Origin of the sequence: Alicyclobacillus acidocaldarius subsp. acidocaldarius Tc-4-1 (assembly GCF_000219875.1) — a bacterium.
Taxonomy (GTDB): domain Bacteria; phylum Bacillota; class Bacilli; order Alicyclobacillales; family Alicyclobacillaceae; genus Alicyclobacillus; species Alicyclobacillus acidocaldarius_A.
This window is the reverse complement of sequence record NC_017167.1, coordinates 2,214,214-2,232,485: the sequence shown is the minus strand read 5'-3', so window position 1 is coordinate 2,232,485 and position 18,272 is coordinate 2,214,214. Positions and strand designations below refer to the sequence as shown.

General features: G+C 58.5%; 22 protein-coding genes and 5 tRNA genes. 21 read left to right on the top strand and 6 right to left on the bottom strand.

What is annotated here, in order from left to right:
• The 3 genes from TC41_RS10780 to speD all read left to right on the top strand — a co-directional run bounded on the left by TC41_RS10780 (window position 1) and on the right by speD (window position 2,498).
• Window positions 1–1,143, top strand: coding sequence for a glycosyltransferase (locus tag TC41_RS10780; RefSeq protein ID WP_014465081.1), 1,143 nt, complete (start codon window positions 1–3; stop codon window positions 1,141–1,143).
• Window positions 1,144–1,160: 17 nt separating this feature from the next.
• The gene (locus TC41_RS10775) at window positions 1,161–1,865 is read left to right on the top strand and encodes a rhomboid family intramembrane serine protease (RefSeq protein ID WP_041695358.1); all 705 of its coding nucleotides are present in this window, start codon (window positions 1,161–1,163) and stop codon (window positions 1,863–1,865) included.
• A 249-nt stretch (window positions 1,866–2,114) separates the two neighbouring features.
• A complete protein-coding gene (gene speD, locus TC41_RS10770; protein ID WP_041695357.1) occupies window positions 2,115–2,498 on the top strand; it encodes an adenosylmethionine decarboxylase in 384 nt (127 codons plus the stop codon).
• 83 nt (window positions 2,499–2,581) lie between these two features.
• On the opposite strand, the gene TC41_RS10765 is transcribed toward speD, so the two are convergent.
• Window positions 2,582–3,064, bottom strand: a complete 483-nt coding sequence (locus TC41_RS10765; RefSeq protein WP_041695356.1) for a PepSY domain-containing protein — start codon at window positions 3,062–3,064, stop codon at window positions 2,582–2,584.
• A 178-nt stretch (window positions 3,065–3,242) separates the two neighbouring features.
• Between TC41_RS10765 and TC41_RS10760 the strand changes: the two genes are divergently transcribed.
• From TC41_RS10760 to TC41_RS10735, 6 genes are all read left to right on the top strand, one after another.
• A tRNA-Ala gene (locus TC41_RS10760) sits at window positions 3,243–3,317 on the top strand.
• A gap of 13 nt (window positions 3,318–3,330) precedes the next feature.
• Window positions 3,331–3,406 (top strand) — tRNA-Phe (locus TC41_RS10755).
• A gap of 5 nt (window positions 3,407–3,411) precedes the next feature.
• A tRNA-Gly gene (locus tag TC41_RS10750) sits at window positions 3,412–3,486 on the top strand.
• Window positions 3,487–3,544: 58 nt separating this feature from the next.
• Window positions 3,545–3,618 (top strand) — tRNA-Cys (locus TC41_RS10745).
• Between the two features lie 167 nt (window positions 3,619–3,785).
• Window positions 3,786–4,340, top strand: coding sequence for an NUDIX domain-containing protein (locus TC41_RS10740; RefSeq protein ID WP_041695859.1), 555 nt, complete (start codon window positions 3,786–3,788; stop codon window positions 4,338–4,340).
• Window positions 4,341–4,344: 4 nt separating this feature from the next.
• Window positions 4,345–4,638 carry a 4a-hydroxytetrahydrobiopterin dehydratase gene (locus tag TC41_RS10735; RefSeq protein ID WP_014465076.1) on the top strand — a complete coding sequence of 98 codons (294 nt, stop codon included), beginning with the start codon at window positions 4,345–4,347 and terminating at the stop codon, window positions 4,636–4,638.
• A gap of 20 nt (window positions 4,639–4,658) precedes the next feature.
• Here TC41_RS10735 and TC41_RS10730 read toward each other — a convergent pair whose 3' ends face one another.
• Entirely contained in the window at window positions 4,659–4,853 is a 195-nt protein-coding gene (locus TC41_RS10730) for a hypothetical protein (RefSeq protein WP_041695355.1), read from the bottom strand.
• Between the two features lie 132 nt (window positions 4,854–4,985).
• Here TC41_RS10730 and TC41_RS10725 point away from each other — a divergent pair, with 132 nt between their 5' ends.
• The 6 genes from TC41_RS10725 (at window position 4,986) to TC41_RS10700 (ending at window position 11,184) form a co-directional block, all read left to right on the top strand.
• Window positions 4,986–5,768, top strand: coding sequence for a sugar phosphate isomerase/epimerase family protein (locus TC41_RS10725; RefSeq protein WP_041695354.1), 783 nt, complete (start codon window positions 4,986–4,988; stop codon window positions 5,766–5,768).
• A 93-nt stretch (window positions 5,769–5,861) separates the two neighbouring features.
• Window positions 5,862–6,779: an aldo/keto reductase gene (locus tag TC41_RS10720; protein ID WP_041695353.1), complete on the top strand. Its 918-nt coding sequence runs from the start codon at window positions 5,862–5,864 to the stop codon at window positions 6,777–6,779.
• Window positions 6,780–7,152: 373 nt separating this feature from the next.
• Window positions 7,153–8,766 carry a sodium:solute symporter family protein gene (locus tag TC41_RS10715; protein ID WP_041695352.1) on the top strand — a complete coding sequence of 538 codons (1,614 nt, stop codon included), beginning with the start codon at window positions 7,153–7,155 and terminating at the stop codon, window positions 8,764–8,766.
• Window positions 8,767–8,789: 23 nt separating this feature from the next.
• A complete protein-coding gene (locus tag TC41_RS10710; protein ID WP_014465070.1) occupies window positions 8,790–8,987 on the top strand; it encodes a hypothetical protein in 198 nt (65 codons plus the stop codon).
• A 155-nt stretch (window positions 8,988–9,142) separates the two neighbouring features.
• Window positions 9,143–9,865 carry a ThuA domain-containing protein gene (locus TC41_RS10705; RefSeq protein WP_014465069.1) on the top strand — a complete coding sequence of 241 codons (723 nt, stop codon included), beginning with the start codon at window positions 9,143–9,145 and terminating at the stop codon, window positions 9,863–9,865.
• A 17-nt stretch (window positions 9,866–9,882) separates the two neighbouring features.
• Complete coding sequence (locus tag TC41_RS10700; protein WP_041695351.1) at window positions 9,883–11,184, top strand: arsenic transporter; 1,302 nt, start codon at window positions 9,883–9,885, stop codon at window positions 11,182–11,184.
• Here the strand turns inward: TC41_RS10700 and TC41_RS10695 are convergent.
• Window positions 11,176–12,120 (bottom strand): aldo/keto reductase, encoded by a 945-nt coding sequence (locus TC41_RS10695; RefSeq protein WP_041695350.1) that lies wholly within the window; start codon window positions 12,118–12,120, stop codon window positions 11,176–11,178. The genes TC41_RS10700 and TC41_RS10695 overlap by 9 nt on opposite strands.
• Window positions 12,121–12,337: 217 nt before the next feature.
• Between TC41_RS10695 and TC41_RS10690 the strand changes: the two genes are divergently transcribed.
• Window positions 12,338–13,435, top strand: coding sequence for a G1 family glutamic endopeptidase (locus tag TC41_RS10690; RefSeq protein ID WP_237699914.1), 1,098 nt, complete (start codon window positions 12,338–12,340; stop codon window positions 13,433–13,435).
• Window positions 13,436–13,482: 47 nt separating this feature from the next.
• On the opposite strand, the gene TC41_RS10685 is transcribed toward TC41_RS10690, so the two are convergent.
• Both TC41_RS10685 and TC41_RS10680 read right to left on the bottom strand, forming a co-directional pair.
• Entirely contained in the window at window positions 13,483–13,794 is a 312-nt protein-coding gene (locus TC41_RS10685; RefSeq protein ID WP_014465065.1) for a hypothetical protein, read from the bottom strand.
• A gap of 109 nt (window positions 13,795–13,903) precedes the next feature.
• Window positions 13,904–14,104, bottom strand: a complete 201-nt coding sequence (locus TC41_RS10680) for a cold-shock protein (protein WP_008340254.1) — start codon at window positions 14,102–14,104, stop codon at window positions 13,904–13,906.
• A gap of 336 nt (window positions 14,105–14,440) precedes the next feature.
• On the opposite strand from TC41_RS10680, the gene TC41_RS10675 reads away from it, so the two are divergent.
• The 5 genes from TC41_RS10675 to TC41_RS10655 all read left to right on the top strand — a co-directional run bounded on the left by TC41_RS10675 (window position 14,441) and on the right by TC41_RS10655 (window position 17,457).
• Complete coding sequence (locus TC41_RS10675; RefSeq protein WP_041695349.1) at window positions 14,441–14,665, top strand: DUF1540 domain-containing protein; 225 nt, start codon at window positions 14,441–14,443, stop codon at window positions 14,663–14,665.
• Between the two features lie 93 nt (window positions 14,666–14,758).
• Window positions 14,759–16,117 (top strand): GrpB family protein, encoded by a 1,359-nt coding sequence (locus tag TC41_RS10670; protein ID WP_041695348.1) that lies wholly within the window; start codon window positions 14,759–14,761, stop codon window positions 16,115–16,117.
• A gap of 5 nt (window positions 16,118–16,122) precedes the next feature.
• Window positions 16,123–16,779 (top strand): DUF1003 domain-containing protein, encoded by a 657-nt coding sequence (locus tag TC41_RS10665; protein WP_014465062.1) that lies wholly within the window; start codon window positions 16,123–16,125, stop codon window positions 16,777–16,779.
• Between the two features lie 20 nt (window positions 16,780–16,799).
• On the top strand, window positions 16,800–17,318 hold the full coding sequence (locus TC41_RS10660; RefSeq protein WP_041695857.1) for a hypothetical protein: 519 nt from the start codon (window positions 16,800–16,802) through the stop codon (window positions 17,316–17,318).
• A gap of 55 nt (window positions 17,319–17,373) precedes the next feature.
• Window positions 17,374–17,457: transfer RNA gene (locus tag TC41_RS10655), tRNA-Leu, on the top strand.
• A 101-nt stretch (window positions 17,458–17,558) separates the two neighbouring features.
• On the opposite strand, the gene TC41_RS10650 is transcribed toward TC41_RS10655, so the two are convergent.
• On the bottom strand, window positions 17,559–18,215 hold the full coding sequence (locus TC41_RS10650) for a helix-turn-helix domain-containing protein (protein WP_049784361.1): 657 nt from the start codon (window positions 18,213–18,215) through the stop codon (window positions 17,559–17,561).
• Window positions 18,216–18,272: the final 57 nt, after the last annotated feature.

Here is an 18,272-nt window from a genome sequence, read left to right as displayed (position 1 = left end):
TTGGCTTCGGAGCGCACCGTGATCGTATTTTTTGCGGGGAACGAAGTGGGAGGCGCTGCCACGCACCTCATGACTTGGGCGAAGGCGCTCAAGGGCGCGCAGGTCGACTACCGCTACCGCTTGATCAGCCTGGGCGACGGACCGCTGGCGAACGAACTGCGGCAGTTGGGGATGTTGCACGGGGCGGTGGCAGGCACGGTTGGCGCCATACGCGATTTGGCTCGTGTGCTCCGGCGCGAGCGCGCGTGGATTCTCCATTCCCACGGACCGCGCATGAATATGTTGGCATCGTTCGCCGCATCGACTGCGGGGGTCATCTGGACCGCTACGATTCACAGCCATCCTCGATACGACTTCGAGGGGCACCCCTTCAAAGCCGCTTTGTTTCCCAGCCTACATCTGTGGCGTCTGTCTCGCGCGCGGGGCCTGTTTGTGGTTCAGCCCGCGCTCGGAGACGTGCTTCCCTGCCGGACCATCCTCGAGGTTCCCAACGCGTTTTTTCCACGGCCCCCCAGGGCATCGCGCGACGTGTGCGCAGCGGAGTGGCGAAATCGGTTGGGGCTGAAACCAGAGTCGAGACTCATCGGCGTCGTGGCTCGGCTCGATCCTGTGAAACAGATCCACGTCGCCATCGCCGCCCTGGCGCGTCTCTCGGACTTGGACGTTCACCTGCTCGTCGCTGGTGACGGACGAGATCGCACCCGATTAGAAGCGGCAGCCGAGGCGTGTGGTATCCGCCACCGAGTTCATTTTCTAGGTCATCTGCAGGATGTGCGCGACGTGTATTGCGCCATCGACATCCACGTGTTGCCTTCGAAGAGTGAAGGAGCTCCGACCTCCGTGTTGGAGGCCGGCTATTACGGGGCCGCGAACATCGGATCGGATGTTCCTGGGATTCGGCGCATGCTGCTTGATGGAGAGGCTGGTGTGCTTGTGCCGCCTGGCGATGTACAGGCTCTTGCCGATGCGGTGCGGCGACTTCTCATGGACACTCAGGCGCGGGATGTCTACGTGGAGCGGTTTCAGCGGCTCGTGCTGCCGAGGTATACGCCGGAGCGCATGATCGTCGCGTACGAGCGGGGTTACACCGTTCTCGAGGAAGATGCGGTGCGAAGCGGCTGGAAGCTTCCGGCGAACTCTTGAATAGACGAGGTGAATGCATGATGTGGCGTCGGCGGCGCGTGTGGCGCGTTCGCTTCTTACCCCCGACCCCTTATGGCGATCCCGCCCCTGCCGGCTGGACCTTTTTGCTGGTCACTGTGTTCTGGTACCTCATCGTGGAAACCATCACGGGCAAATCCACATTTGGACTTCTCCGCGCTGGCGCGCTCTACCCGCCGCTCGTGGAGCACGGCCAGTGGTTTCGCGTCCTGAGCACGATGTTTGTCCACGTGAGCCTCTGGCACATCCTCGTGAATATGATCTCGCTGTGGACGTTGTTTGCGGTGGAGCAGGCGCTGTCGACGCCTGTATTCATTGCGTTGTACGTCATCTCAGGGGCGGTCGGCAGTTTGCTGACGTTGCCCATCTCACCGGATCAGGTCTCGGCGGGCGCGTCGGGGGCCATCTTCGGCCTGTTCGGGGCGATGCTCGCGCTCGCCTTGATGGGCATGTTTCCGCCGTATGTCCGCAACCAGTTGCTGATGGTGCTCGCGGTCAATGTCGTGATCGACATCATGAACCTGGGGACCATCGGGTGGATGGCGCACTTGGGTGGGCTTGCGACCGGAATGGCCCTGACGTACGGATTTGCGAAATGGCTCCGGAATCCGCGGTTTTGGACAGTGCTCGCTTGGATATGCAGCTTGGCCTGTGGCCTCAGTCTCGTGTGGGATCTGGCGACCCCGTTGCCACTGTCCTGGTGAGGCATTCAATTCCTGATTGCAAATTGTCTAGGGAGGCCGTATACTACTCATCGTAGTGTTGACCTGTCGGACGGCGCATGATGTCCACGTGCGCCATGGCGAGTGCAGTCAACTGCAAATGGAAGAGGACTTACACTTAAAGGGTTAGGACCTCTGAGGACTAACTTTCCCCCGTGGTGTAAGTGCGATTCCACATGCCTTTTTCTCAAGAACGGCATGGCCGATTTGTTTGTAAAGGGGGACTTTTTCATGGACACGATGGGGCGTCACGTCATTGCAGAGCTTTGGGAGTGTGATCCGGAGCGTCTGAACGACGTTCACGGGATCGAGCGCGCCATGGTGACCGCGGCCTTGGAGGCGGGCGCGGAGGTTCGCGAAGTTGCGTTCCACAAGTTTGCACCGCAGGGCGTCAGCGGCGTCGTCATCATTTCGGAGTCGCATCTCACCATTCACAGTTTCCCCGAGCATGGCTACGCGAGTATCGATGTGTACACCTGCGGGGATCGCATCGATCCAAATGTGGCGTGCGACTATATCACGAAGTACCTGGGCGCGAAGCGCCTTGAAGCAATAGAGCTTCCTCGCGGCGTAGGCCAGATACAGGTGCATGATGTGAAGGTGCGCGCGTTGTAACGCAAGGGAGTGCCGCTCGGCCAACAAGGGGCGCCGGCTCGCCGGCGCCCCCGCGCATGCGCAAGGCGGGAAAGATGGCCTGTTTATTCGTTCCTGCTCGGGACCGGTGCGCCTGCAAACACGCGTTCGTGGTGTGTCGGAATGCGTCGATCTAGCAGGATATTGCCGTTGCCCGCGTCCACGATGACCAGGTATTTGTCCTCGTCATCGCGCGCAATGGCCATATACACCAAGTTTGTGCGGATGTTGCGGAGTTGGATGTCCTCGATCTTGCAACCTGGGTGTTCAGACATCACGGCCTTGCGCGCCTGAGCCTCGGTGCACTTGGCGTATTTCTGTAATTTCTTCGTATAGGCGTCGTGGCTGGCCTGGTATGCTTCTCGAAGGATCTCGCGTGAGACCTGAACGCTGGAATGGATTTCGAATTGGTGGGAGGGCCCGTTGACGGGTGCGTTCGGCTCGGCGGATTCCACGGCCGGAGCAGCGAGGACGTGCGCGGGCGCTTGCCACCAACCGGTCGATATGAGGCAGGCCGCCGCGGCTGCAGTGAGGAACCAACGTTTCATGGGGTTCACTCCTTTTCTTGGGCTTGTCGACCTTAGGATGTCCAATGTCAGCAAAACAATACATATTATGGAATTTTTGTTCTGGAGAACGCGAGAGATTTGGGATGTGTGCCAAGGAAACGCGAAATTGTACTTGCGCGATGGCCCGACAAGCTGTATAATCAGTCTCGTGCGTTGCGGGGCCGTAGCTCAAGGGGAGAGCACTACGCTGGCAGCGTAGGGGTTGTGGGTTCGAGTCCCATCGGCTCCACCATCTGATGCACGGCGGCTCGGTAGCTCAGTCGGTAGAGCAGAGGACTGAAAATCCTCGTGTCGGCGGTTCGATTCCGTCCCGAGCCACCAGCCATGCGGAAGTAGCTCAGGGGTAGAGCATCGCCTTGCCAAGGCGAGGGCCGCGGGTTCGAATCCCGTCTTCCGCTCCAGGGCATTCGCTGCGAGACCCGGACGGGGCGAGTCTCTGTCCGGGTTGCGCGGCCTCATGGCGCCGTAGCCAAGTGGTAAGGCAGAGGTCTGCAAAACCTTCATCGCCGGTTCGAATCCGGCCGGCGCCTCCAGGTGAAAAAGCTTGTTGTGACGCGGCTCGCGAGGTTTTCGCGGCCGCGTCTTGTTTTTGCGCGCATCCTTCGGCGAAGGCTCAGCGTCACGCGGGGACAACGTGTGCTATAATCTTTTCAGTGATTTTCGAATCCTTGTGATCCTGTCATGGGAGAGGGGCACGCCGTTGAAGCGACACCTGTGGACCATCCTTTCGGAGCGCATTGCGTATCAAAATCCCTGGATCCGGGTGATCGAGTACGACGTGCTTCGGCCCGACGGGCAGCCTGGCCTGTATGGCGTGATGGACGCTGGGCACAACGCGGGCGTTGTGGCGGTGGATGAGCAGGCCCGCGTCGCACTGCTCCATGAATTCGTTTTTCCGGTTGACAGGTTTCTGTGGCAGATTCCGAGCGGCCAGTTTCGCGATGAAGGTCCGGAGGCCGCCGCGGCTCGGGAACTTCGCGAAGAAACCGGCATCGTCGCACGTACGTGGACGCCGCTCGGGGTCGCTCACCTGAGTGCAGGCATCTCGACACAGGAGACCCATTTGTTTCTCGCCAAAGATTTGTCCATCGGAGAAGCGGATCGCGAGCCAACGGAGACAATGACCATGGTATGGATCCCATTGGAATATGCCGTCCACATGTGCCTGCGCGGTGAAATCACGGATGCCGTGAGTGTGATAGGGCTGCTGAAAGCGTTCCTGTGGACGGAGAAGGATTGGCTGGAACGGGGGTGAGAAGGTGAAGTTGTCGGATGATGAGATAGAGCAGAGACTGGCGGAATTGCCGGGGTGGCAGCGCGAAGACCAGTTCATCCGCAAGCGGTTCGGGTTTGCGTCCTTTCCAGACGCCATCGCATTCGTCAATCGCGTGGCGGAGATCGCAGAGCGCAGAAACCACCATCCGTTCATTTCGATTGACTACAAGTACGTGACACTGCGTTTCACGACGTGGCACGCCGGCGGGCTGACCTCTGAGGATTTCGATGAGGCCAAGGAGATTGAAAGCCTCTACGCCTCGAATGAGGCGACGTGAGAGCGCAGGGCGCTGTCACGTCATTTCAGACGCAGGATCTTGGCCCTTTGGTTCTGCGGAGCCGGGGGCTTAGGACCCAGCGCGGCGGCCATATCATCGGTGACCTGCTTGAGCGCTTCATAGCAGTGTTCCATGGGCACCGAGGAATCCCACATGACGTCGCAGTGCCCGTCCTCGTATACAATGACGCTGATCACGTACTGAATGTCGCTCATCACGCGAATCTCCTTTCGTCCGTCGGGCGAGATCGCCTGAAATCATTGTACCCTGTGGAAGGATCAAAGTGAAACTGGCGCGTGCCGGGTCGGATTTGGACCCAAGGCAAGCGCTTGCGAGGAGGGAATGGCGTGCTCCTAGGGTGCTGCGTGGGGCCTCGAGAGCTGCGTTTTGTCCGCGAAGCGGGGTTTGACTACGCCGAGTTGAACGCGAAGGTAACCAAACCGAGCATGCCGGACGCCGAATGGCGGGCGATTCGCGACGAATTGCTGCGCAACCAGGTGCCGTTACTCGCGTTCAACCGTCTGTTTCCGCCGGACATGCCCATCGTGGGCCCGGACGTGGACATCGACGAGATCGCGCAGTATTTGGCTATCGCCTTTGCGCGAATGGCCGATCTCGGCGGTCAACACGTCGGCTTCGGGGCAGGCAAGAATCGCCGTGTGCCGGACGGATTTCCGCGGGACGAGGCGCGCGCGCAGTTGGCCCGAGTGGTGCGGATGGCGGGCGATCTCGCCGCTGCGCACGGGATGAGGGTGCACTTCGAGTTTTTCAATCGTGCGGAGACGAATCTCATCAACACGGTGGAAGACGCGCTGTCGTTTGTGCAAGAGCTTGCTCACGACCGCGTCGACCTACTCGTCGATTTCTACCACCTCGTGCATAATGGCGAGCCCGTGAGCGAGTTGACCAAGGCGGAGGAGCGCATTGGTTACGTGCACGTGGCGGACGAGCAGCGGAAATGGCCGGGCAGCGGCTCGCTTCCCGTCCGAGAATGGTTTGCGATGCTCCGGGAGATCGGCTATCAGGGTCCCATCTCCATCGAGTGCAATTTCGAAGACCCCATCCCCGAACTGAGGCAAGCCGGGGAAGCCATTCGCAGGCTCAGTTATTCGGGCGGCTCAGGGCGATAGGCTGCTTGGGGCGGTGTCCTCGCGGAGGCACGCCCCTGCGAGATGTGAACTCGAGGGCGCACGACGAGAAGGTCACGGAGGAGGATGGTTTACATGCGAACGATGAAACTTGGCTGCACGCATCTGGAGGTGCCCGTTGTCGGCATTGGCTGTATGCGCATCCATCGTCTCAGCCAAGCGGAAGCCGAGCGATATCTCCAGACAGCGCTTGAACTCGGCGCAAATTTCTTCGATCACGCCGACATCTATGGGGAAGGCGAGTGCGAATCGAGGTTCGCCGACGCCATTCACATGAACGACGACGTGCGCGAGCGCGTCATCTTGCAATCGAAGTGTGGCATCCGCAAAGGGATGTACGACTTTTCGAAGGAACACATTCTGGAGGCCGTCGACGGCAGCCTCCGCCGCCTCCGCACGGATTACCTCGACGTGCTCCTGTTGCACCGGCCGGATGCGCTGGTGGAACCCGAAGAAGTCGCGGAAGCGTTTGAAATCCTGCAAACGAAAGGCAAGGTTCGTTACTTCGGCGTCTCCAACCACAAACCCATGCAAATCGAGCTGCTGAAAAAGTTTGTCCACCAACCTATTGTGGCCAACCAGTTGCAGCTCAGCATCACCAATGCCACGATGATTGCGCAGGGCATGAATCTGAACATGGGGAACGAGTGGGCGGTCGATCGCGACGAGAGCGTACTCGATTACTGCAGGATCCACGATATCACGATTCAGCCTTGGTCCCCGTTCCTCTACGGCTTCTTCGAAGGTGTCTTCTTGGACAATCCGAAGTTTCCGGAATTGAACCGGAAGCTGGACGAGATCGCGTCTCGATACGGCGTGTCGAATGTGACCATCGCCATCGCGTGGCTCCTGCGCCATCCGGCGAAGATGCAGCCCATCATCGGTACCATGAACGTGGATCGCCTGCGCGCGTCGTGCCAAGCGGCGGACATTCAGCTCACGCGGCAGGAGTGGTACGAGATCTACCTCGCGGCAGGCTACCAGTTGCCCTGAGCGAGGCCGGCAAGTACACGAGGATCGGCTCGAATGCCGGTCCTCTTTTTATGTGTGCTGTGAACCATCTTGATTTGCGCCATGTGCCCCAAAACGAGGTTCGCCGCACTTTCACGTCCTTTCAAACGTGGTCAACATCTCATCGTCGCTTGTCTTTCTTTGTCCAAATTGCTATATTCGGAGGCGGTCGTGCGATGGCAACGGCGCTGTACACGTCTTCATGCTGATGGCGATGGACGCCGCCGCACATGGGCCGCTTCCTCGGGGCGCATACTGACCCTGTACACGCCCGCCGATGGAATGTGGTCACGAGTGCATGTAAACGGCTTGAAATCGCTATCGGCCGAAACCCAATTTCTAGGAGGTGCATCGGGTGCACGCGCTATTTCATGCGAACGCCGTGGACTACATCATCATCCTGGTCTACTTCGCTTTCGTCCTCGGCGTCGGATTCGTCCTTCGTAACCGCGTTCACACTGGAGAGGATTTCTTTTTGTCCGGCCGATCCATCCCGGCCTGGATCACGGGCTTGGCGTTTCTATCCGCCAACCTCGGGGCGCTCGAGATTCTCGGCATGACTGCGAGCGGCGCCGAATACGGCATGCTCACGACTCACTTTTACTGGATCGGCGCGATCCCGGCTATGCTGTTTCTCGGCCTGTACATGATGCCGTTTTACTATGTGTCGAAGGTGCGCTCGGTGCCGGAGTTCTTGAAACTGCGGTACAACGAAGCGACCCGCGCGCTCAATGCCATCGCGTTCGCCGTGATGACTGTGTTGACGTCGGGCATCAGCCTGTACTCCATGGCGTTGATCTTCCAGATCCTGATTGGCTGGTCGTTTGACACCAGTATTCTCGTGTCGGCGCTCGTGGTCCTGATCTACGTCGCCCTCGGCGGCCTGACGTCCTCCATCTTCAATGAGGTCGTGCAGTTCTTCCTGATCTGGGCTGGCCTGCTGCCTATCCCGCTCATCGGCCTGCACAATTTGGGCGGTTGGCAAGGCATGATGTCCCGGTTGCCCGCAGGGTTCGGGCATCTGTGGGCAAATCTTGGTTCTCCCTCGCACAACCCGATGGGAATCGGCTGGCTCGGCGTCGTCCTCGGCCTTGGCTTCGTGCTCTCGTTTGGGTACTGGACGACGGACTTCCTCGTCGTTCAACGCACGCTCGCGGCGAAGGATCTGCGCGCCGCTCAATTGACGCCGATTTACGCAGCGTTCTTTAAAATGATTGTTCCCATCTTGGTGATCATCCCGGGACTGATTGCGCTGGCCATCTTTCCGAAGATCGGCCATTCGCCGAACATGAGCTACAACCTGGCGCTGCCTCTGCTCATCGCCAAGTACTATCCGCCAGGCATGCTCGGGCTTGGATTGACGGCCATGCTCGCGAGCTTCATGAGCGGCATGGCGGGCAATGTCACCGCGTTTACGACCGTTTGGACGTATGACATTTATCAAGCGTACATTAAGAAGGACGCGCCGGACAGGCACTACGTGAACATGGGGCGCTGGGCGGTCATCGTCGGTGTCATCATCAGTATTGGCACCGCGTACTTCGCGGCCGGCTTCCCGAGCGTCATGGACTACATGCAGACCCTGTTCTCCTTCTTCAACGCGCCGCTGTTCGGCACGTTCTTGCTGGGGATGTTCTGGAAAAAGGCCACGCCCTGGGGTGGTTTCTGGGGCTTGCTCGCAGGTATCGTCGGTGCGTTCGCCATGTACTTCTTCCTGCCAGCGCATATGTTCTCGAGTCCGGATGCAGGGAACTTCTGGCGCGCATGGTGGGCGTGGGTCATCACGGTCGTCGTGACGGTCCTGGTGAGCCTGGTGACCAAGGGCAAGCAGCCCGAAGAGCTGGAAGGTCTCGTGTACGGCCTCAGCAAGCGGCCTGACTACAGCGGGTATCCGTGGTACAAGCGCCCAGGTTACCTGGCGGCCATCGTGTTCGTGATCCTGGTGGGCCTGAATATCGCGTTCTGGTGATCCCATCCCGGGGAGATGATGAGATGAATCGCTTTTTGGATCTTCGGTTCATGATTGGCGTCCTGTTCATCGTGTATGGGGTCGTGCTCGGGCTTTACGGCGCTGTGGCCGATCCACACACGCCGAGTTTGCACACCAACATCGACCTCTGGTGGGGGGGCGTGTGCCTCTTGTTTGGAATCTTGTTCCTCATCGCGTCGTTCGCCAAACCGAGTGAGTGACGGCGCGAAGAAAATGAAAGGGCAGTTGGGTTTCTACCCAGCTGCCCTTCGATGGTTTCAGGCCCGTTCGCGGGGATTCTGGGACTTCGTGGCTTTGTCCCGAGATCAGGGTTTCGGTATCATGGGGAGGGTATCGGTCAAGGGAGGGCTTTCTGTTGGACAGCATTCGAGTGACGGTCTGGAACGAATTTCGCCACGAACAACGGGATGAGGCCGTTCGCAAGGTGTATCCGGACGGCATTCACGCAGCCATCGCGAAACCACTGTCCGACGCGGGGATGCAGGTGCGCACCGCGACGTTGGATGAGCAGGACCATGGGTTGACCGAGGCTGTGCTGAGCGAGACCGATGTGCTCGTGTGGTGGGGCCACGTGGCGCATCACGAGGTGCAGGACGCCGTCGTCGATCGCGTCATACGCCGCGTTCATGCAGGCATGGGGCTCGTTGTCCTCCACTCGGGACACTTTTCGAAGGTGTTTCGAACCCTTATGGGCACGACCTGCGACCTGCGCTGGCGTGAAGAAGATGAGAAGGAACGGCTGTTTGTGATCGATCCCACACATCCCATTGCCGAAGGACTTCCGCCGAATTTCGAGCTCCCGAAGGAGGAAACGTACGGGGAACACTTCGACATTCCGGTCCCCGACGAGATCGTCTTCTTATCGTGGTTTTCGGGTGGGGATGTATTCCGCTCGGGCGTCACATTTCGGAGAGGGCGAGGGAAAATCTTCTACTTCAGACCCGGACATGAGACGTATCCCACGTATTACGACTCGAACATCCAGCGGGTGATTGTGAACGCTTGCCGGTGGGCAGCGCCGAGCCGCGGCCCTGTTCCAGCGTACGGTCACGCGCCAAGCCCCGAGGGTGCTCGATGAGGAGATGAAGGACACACGTGGCTTTCATGGCGCTGGCGATCTTCCTCGTCACTTTGGTCCTTGTCGTGTGGCGCCCTCGAGGTTTACCCGTGGGCTGGAGCGCGCTTCTCGGCGCGCTCTTGGCTCTTGCCGCCGGGGTGGTGCGGCTGCACGACGTGTGGACTGTCTGGAATATCGTGTGGGATGCCACGCTCACATTTGTGGGTATTCTCGTGGTATCCAGCGTCCTCGACGCTTCGGGATTCTTTGAGTGGGCAGCACTGACCCTCGCGCATCGAGCCGGGGGGCGCGGTCGGCTTGCATTCGTCTTGATTTTGGCACTTGGCTTCATGGTTTCGGCGTTCTTTTCGAATGACGGAGCAGCGCTCATTCTCACCCCCATCGTGCTCGAGAAAATGAAACGGTTGCGGTTCTCCACGCGGCAGATGATCCCGTTTTTGCTCGCCGGCGGCTTCATCGCCGATTCGACTTCTCTTCCCCTCATCATCAGCAATCTCGTCAACATTATCTCCGCGGATTACTATCACCTGGGTTTCTTGCGGTATGCGCTCCGCATGCTTGTGCCGGATCTCATCTCCTTCGGGGCGAGTCTCGGCGTGACCTATCTCTACTTTCGCCGCGAGATTCCCCTGTCCTACGATGTCGAGGTTTTACCCGCCCCGTCTAGCGCCATCCGCGATAGGACCATGTTCCGATTTTCGTGGTGGATGCTAGGCTTCATGATGGTGGGTTATGTCACGAGCGAGATTGCGCATGTTCCGGTGTCCGCCGTTGAGGGCGCTATCGCCATTGCGTTTCTCATTGCCGGTTGGCGCACGCGGACGGCCGATCCACGGCGCGTCCTTCGAGAAGCGCCGTGGTCGATCGTCGTGTTCTCCGTGGGCATGTATCTGGTGGTGTATGGGCTGGAACGCGCTCATCTGACCGATTGGTTGACCCGCCTCGTCCAGATGACGTCGCACGCCAACCTGTTCTGGGGCGTGATGGCTATGGGCGTGCTCTCGGCGTGCTTATCTTGCGTGATGAACAATCTCCCGAGCGTGATGCTCGGGCTCTTGGCGATTCAGCATACTGGACTGCCCGTCTCCGACCAAGTGGCGCTCGCGCTTGCAAACGTGGTCGGGTGCGATCTCGGCCCGAAGATGACGCCCATCGGTTCACTCGCCACGTTGCTATGGTTGCATGTGTTGGAGTCCCGCGGCGTGCGAATCACGGTCTCCGCGTTTATGCGCTCGGGGCTTGCCTTCACGTGGCCAACGCTGTTGACGGTCTTGGCAAGCATGTATGGTTGGCTGTGGCTCGTCCGCCACCTATCGTGAGCTAGAGGCCGGCCCGTCGATTTGCGCCAACACGCTGCGGCTCACTTCATCTAGTTCGCGGAGATCATCTTCGTTCAGGTGGAGGTCCACCGCGCGAACGTTTTCCTCTAGGTGCGCGATGCTTTGGGTTCCGACAATTGCGCTCGTGATGCCGGGCTGGTGGAGGATCCAGGCGATGGCCACCTCTGCGGGCTTCACGCCGTGGCGATCGGCTATCTTCTTCACGCACTGCACGAGGGGCTTCTCCGCTTCAAGGTGCTCGGGCTTGAACAGGCGGCGGCCCTGACGAAAGTCGTTCGGCGAAAGCTTCAAGCCGCCGAAGTGATAGGCTCCTGTCAAGATTCCCTTTGCCACGGACGAGTACGTGAGAACGCCAATGCCGTGTTCGCGGCAGTAGGGAAGTACGTCGGTTTCGATACTCCGCTCCAAAAGACTGTATTCGGGCTGAATGCAGTCCACGCGCGTGTAGCTCATGGCTTCCTCAAGAAGTTCCCGCGAGAAATTCGAGACCGCGACGCTGCGGATGACGCTCTGATCTCGCAGTTCGGAAAAGGTGGTCATCGTTTCCGACAGAGGAATGTCGCGATTCGGCCAATGGACATAATAGATGTCGATGTAGTCCGTCCGCAGGCGCTTCAGGCTTTGCTCGACTGAACGAAGGATGTCGTCCCTTCGTAGATGACCGGGTGAAACTTTCGTGGCGATCACGCAATCCTTGCGAACGCCTTCGAGTGCTTGACCCACGATTTCTTCAGAATGGCCTTGTCCATATCCTTCGGCCGTGTCGAACGACTGAATGCCCAGTTCATAGGCGCGCTGCAGCACACGAATATTCACGTGATCATCCTTCTTTTCCCATTGACCGCCTCCCAGTTCCCAGCAGCCAAACGTGATCTCGGAGACTCGAATACCATTGGACAATAGACGATAGTTCATGACCTTCCGTTCCTCCTCCCGCGGACTCACATCATCAAAACGTTTTCAACAAGAACGGTTGGAATCCTTCTTTCAACGCTTCTAACGTTCAACGGAGACCTTCGTGATCCGCCGAGGTGAGAGGCTCGCACTTCTAGCAATTTTCGAGGAAGATGACTTAGACTGAAGATGACAGGGCTCCAAGGAGAAACGATTTCGCGAAGGGGATGTGAGTACCATGGGGGCAAGAAAACGCGCTTTTCGGCGGCCGCGCCGTGGGCGCTGGATGGCAGCCCTCGTGTTGTTGGGGGGCGTCGGCGCGGCTTGGACACACGTTCATGCGGTCGACGGCGCATCTGAAAAGGCTGGCGACGTGTTTTTGACCAGCGAGACGAGCATGCCGGCAGGAACGCAGACATCGGAGAATTGGGGCGGTTACATCGATACGCCGGCCGGATCGCAACTGTACACGAGCATCACGGGCGCATGGACGGTGCCCAGCCTCACAGGCCGCGATGGCTCGATGGCGGCGCAGTGGATAGGCTTGGGCGGTGTCCAGACGGAAGACCTGTTGCAGATTGGGACGCTGGAACAAATCGAAAATGGCCAGACACAGGTGCAAGTTTTTTGGGAGAAGCTCCCTGCTGCGGCCAACACGGTCATGACGGTCCCTGTGGGATCGAAGATCTCGGCAGCCATTCAGCAGCAAACCGGTTCCATGTGGCTGCTGACCCTACAGGCTGTGACGCCGTCGGGTCAAACGTTGTCCAAGCGTATCTCGGTGAATCTCTCGAGCGTATATGCGCAAAAGATAGGGACATCCGCGGAATGGATCAGCGAGGATCCGTCAACGGTGCGGGGCGGGTTGTACCCTCTTGCAGATTCGGGCACGGTTCAATTCACGGACGCTACCGTGAACGGGCAACCTTTGGATGCGTCTTCGAATCAGGTTCAGCCGGTCGCGATGGTGGACGCCTTCGGGAATGTCCGCATCGCACCATCTTCCATCGGGTCAGACGGCGAGTCGTTCACAACGACCACGTATTCCGGAGGAGAGTCTCCGTCGTGGCCGGGATCGAGTGGCGGATGGTCGAATTCCACGGGTCCATCCAGTGCGTGGCCAGGGGCATCAGGTTTCCCCTTTCCAACGGACCAGAACTGGGGTTTGGGGAACGGAAGTGGGTGGCAAAACCAAACTACGTGGTCCATTTCGATTCCTGGCGACACTTCCGGTTGGACGCAGTGGATTTGGCCAAAGGGCCATCACCAATGGGCCATCGACATCCCGATGGGGAACGGATCCAGCCTCGAGGTTCAGTTTTCCTGGATATGGTAAGGAACGGGCGGCTGGGTGAAGCCGCCCGTTTTACATCAGAGTTGATGTCACGACGGCTGTTCGCGCATATCAAAAAAGAGCGCGATGGTAGCGGCGATGAAAAACACGATGCCCGGTGGAATATAGGACCACTTCGCAAAGATAAACCCAAGAACCCCGCACGTGTACAGGAGCACACCCGCGATCCTGGGGTGACGACGAGCGAACAGCGAAACCACGATGCCCACCGCGGACACCGCGATGGCGCCGTACGCATGCCAGTCGGCAGTTGGCGTATAGCCCTGCTGGGAAACCACGTCGAGCAACGTTTCTAACACGCCGATCATGCCGGCCACAATGCCGAGCAACATCGTGATCATCGGCTCATTCTCCCCACTTCTCGTCCCTTGAGGGACGATTCAGCTGTCCAACGCCTAAATGATGGCACAAAAAAAGCCCATGTCGCAACATGGGCTTTTGAGTGACCGATTAATATTTCACGACATTCGCTGCCTGCGGACCCTTGGGCCCTTCAACGATGTCGAACGTCACGCGTTGCCCTTCGTCCAGCGTCTTGAAGCCATGGCCTTGGATGGCGCTGTAATGAACGAACACGTCGTCCCCGTTCTCCACCTGAATGAAACCGTAGCCCTTCTCCGAGTTGAACCACTTGACCGTACCTTCGTACATCCGAAATTCCTCCATGGTGCTTACCAGAAGCACTTGCTTTAGATTCCGAACTCCCGTGCGCTGACGCTGAACGAAAAAGCCAGCCGCCCGACCCGTTGAGGCCGAACGACCGGCTTCAAAGATCCAGACTTCCATCGTATGGAGTTCGGTGTTGAGGTTATTATACACCCTTCACTCGGGATGTCAAGCGTTCTGAGGAGAAAGGTTGCAGACGTCTCCACGTCATGCCTGTCAAGCATCGCTTCTTGTGGATCGCTTGTCAATCACTGTGCGGATGATGGGGCCGGGATGCGCGCCAGACTAAGCGTGAAAGTGAATTGAAGGAGGGAACGCAAGATGAAGGTCGATGTAAAGTGTACGGTTGCGAACTGTCTCTTTTGGCACGAAGGGGACGAATGCGCGGCTCCATCCATCATGGTGTCCGTGGGTCGGCGCGGCGACGCATCATTCCGGGAGGAATTCGGCCGCGATTTCGCCGTTATGGAGCGTGAGAGTTACGCGCGATCGTCCAGGGAAACGTGTTGCGAGACGTTCAAACCGAGGCATCAGTGGAACTCGTGACAGGCGACATGCAAGGGCGTGCTCTTGTATAATGGGTTGCGGAGACTGGTTGAACCTCCCTCGCGGGTGCGGGGGAGGCTGGAGGATGACTGGGTGACTCGCCTATATGAGTTGTGCGAACGTTTGGTCGCGGAGATGCGTGGGTGGCAGGTGGGTTACGCCATCCTCTTTGCGTCGTTCGCAACGTTCGCCAATCTGTTTGACGGCGGCCAGGTGCTGTGGATTGCTGAGGTGTATCTCGGGCTCAGCGTGCTGAGCTTGTTGATCTTGCTCCCCTCCCTTCGGCGCGCTCTGTTCCGCACATGGGATCCGCTGCGATCTCGCATTTTACTCAGGCGCCCCCTTGCGCGCATGATCACGCGGTGTTACTTGTACGGTTTGACTCCCCTTGCATTCATGGGGTGTTTGGAGCTAACCGCAGATGCTGCGAGCGCAGCGCTAAGGTTCAATCAAAGCAACGTGACGTCCCATGTGACATGGGTGGACTACGCGGTGAGCGTGGTGGCTGGCCTCGAGGAGATGTGGCGTTGGAGTTGCGTGATTGCCGTGATCGCGCTCTTCCGCGCTGTGTTAAGGCGGTGGTGGGACACGCCAAGCGTCCGAATGTCAGCGCTGGTGACCGCGTTATTGCTGAGTGCTCTGGCGTTCGGAAGCGGCCACATCCTCGAGTTTACCCAAGAACGCCTTCAAGCGTGGTACATGTTTAGCAGTTTGGGCTTGATCTTGGCGCTCATGGCCATTCTCACGGGCCGCATTCTTCTGATCATGGTCGTGCACAGCGTGTACGACGCCTGGGTCACGTGGCTGTCGACGCAGAACGAGACGGTCTCCGCGGCGTTCATCACGGCTTCGTTTGTCGCATTTCTATCGTGGCTCGGCGTTGCGCTCGTCCGTCGTCAATTCGGGTTTCGCGCGCCGGGCGCTGTTCGCGTGCCCGTTGAGCTCACGGTAGTCAGCACGAGGCACCTTTTGGCGTTCGAACGGGAGCGGGAGTTGATCTCCCGCGTGTTTCATCGGCGCGTGTATTGTTCGATCCGGCACATCGGCACGACCGCGATCGAGGGCGCCATGGCGAACGACGCCATCGATGTCTTGGTCTTGCTACGCAGACCCGTCTTGCACAGGGAAGAGTGGCAAGCGCTCGAGCAATGCGGCTATCAATTCTGCGGAAATGCCGGGGTCAAAGGGCGTTTGCTTTGGGTGCGCGAGGCGGAGGATTCGTGGCCTGCGGTGCATTTGCAGATTGCGAAGTCGGGAAATCGATATAGCCGAGCCGCCATCGCGTGGACGAGGCGCCTGCAGGCACAGCCGGATGCTTTGCGGCATTGGGAATCTCATAAGGAGCGATGGGTCCACCAGTACCACCGCGTGCAGCTTGATCAATATATGGAAGGCAAACGGACGGTTTATGCGCTCTGGAAGCGTATGAACCGCTCTCAACGATGGAGGTGAGGTGGATGGCCAAGCGGTATTACTACGTATACACGGATCACGATGACGACAACGCCAACTTGGAAGGTTTCGACATCCCGATTAATGAGGGCGACGCCAAGCGCATCGCGCGGCTGGTCAACTTATACGAAGAAAACATCCTGTCCATGTTGGACGAGGAGTATCAGCGCAAGACGAAGTGGTCTGACAAGTTGGCGGATCGCATCGCGGCATTTGGAGGAAGTTGGACATTTATCATCATCTTTGCGACACTGCTCGTTTCGTGGATGGTGTGGAACGCGGTACCGGGCACGCGGAGATTTCACTTCGATCCGCCTCCGTTTATTCTCCTGAACCTTTGCCTGTCGTTCTTGGCCGCCTTTCAAGCGCCCATCATCATGATGAGTCAGAATCGACAGGCTGCTCGTGACAAACACGAAGCCATCATCGACTTCGCGATTAACTATAAGGCTGAACAAGAAATTGATGATATGCAGAGCCATTTGCACCGAATTGAAGGTAAGTTGCTGCAGTTGGAGCGCCTGCTGAAGCGTTTGGATGCCGTGGTGCTCCAACAACAGGAGGAACGATCGAATGCGAAACGTGCAGTGGTTGGAAGCGGACAAAGGGTTGAAGAAGGAAGTCAAAACGAGGTGAAGAATTCGGAACAGGAAAACACTTGAGCCCAAAGGGCGGGATGGGCATGGAACCCTCCATGGATTGTCGGGCGTTCGACGCGGCCGTCTGGGATTTCGTTTTGGCCCTGGAGCCTCTGCTTGAGCGCCGCCGAACGACTGAAGCCGCTTTGCAAGATCTGTGGGGCTTGTGGGAGCGTCTCTCTCCGCTCTCCGCCTCCGTTCGGGAAAGCAGTCAGGCGATTGCGAGCGCGTCAAACGCTTTGCGGAAGATGGCGGTCACGTTGAGCGTGGAGATCAGCCGCCATCGCCTCGATGAGAATTTGGTGGGAACGGTGGCTCGCGATCTGTGGACATGGTCGGAGCGGATGGCCGAATCGGCGCGTTCTATGGCAAGTCTGTTGGCGAAAGTGCAACAAACGGTTGGACAATTGGAGGACGGGCTTCGGGCCCTGCGGGACCAGAGCGAGCAGGAGATGGAAGCTGCGGAAGAACTCCTGCTCCATGCCGAACGCCTCCACGCGCTGTTGGAGAAGCAAGACGAATGCTCCGGCCTTCGGAGTTTCAACGGGCGACCCAGAGGTTGACCAGGACTTGCGCATTTCGCCCGAGCGTCGGATAATGGAGACACATTCGATAGCTGTCGGGATGGCGGAACAGGCAGACGCAGCAGACTTAAAATCTGCTGGGGGTATCCCCGTGCGGGTTCGAGTCCCGCTCCCGGCATTCCTTGTGTGGCGCGGGTTTCCACGCTGTCTGGGAACTCGCGTTTGCTTCTGTGAAGCGCCGGCTTTCTTTCAAACTTCTTTCATTTCGTGACAACCTCTTCAGGATCCGTCTGAGCCCTGGCTCTTCATTTCCCGGCGGCGCACAAGTCGTTCGCGCACCATTTGTATGGCGATCGCGTCATCTAAATATCCCGCAGGAAACAGATAATCCGGAATGGCGTCTGTGGCGAGCAAGAAGTATAGAATGCCGCTCGCCAAGATTCGCCTTTCATCCTCAGGTGTGTCCGGCCGAGAAAATCGATCGTAGATGTCGTCGAGATCGCGGAGAAAGTGCCCGATGCCTTGAATTTGACCTCGTTTGGCATCGTATTTTTCTGCAATGAATTGTTGCCCCTCCTCCGTCTGCGCGTATGCTTCATATTTTTCAAGCTCCCGTTCGATTTCTGTCCGTAGAACATTCAGATTCCCAAGACCTAGGTACTCGAGAAGCGCGTTCATCAAGGCCTGGCCATCGCCATCGGCTGGCGCCATTGGCTCCGTGATGAGGGGGAGCCCAGCGGCTTCCGCCAGGGAGAGCGGTGGCACGCCGAGTGCCTCTGCGATGCGCCGCAGGTAGTCCAAGTTCACTCTCTGTTTCCCGGTGATCATCTTCGAAATCGTGCTGACGCTGATCCCCGTAGCGGCGGCCAACTGGCGCATGGACATCGAGCGGCGTCTCAGCAAGGTCTTCACGGCCTCTTCCAGGGATGTCATCATGCTTCACCTTCATCCACCATGTCAGAGAAGATGGGTCCTTCTTGTTTCGCTTGTTTC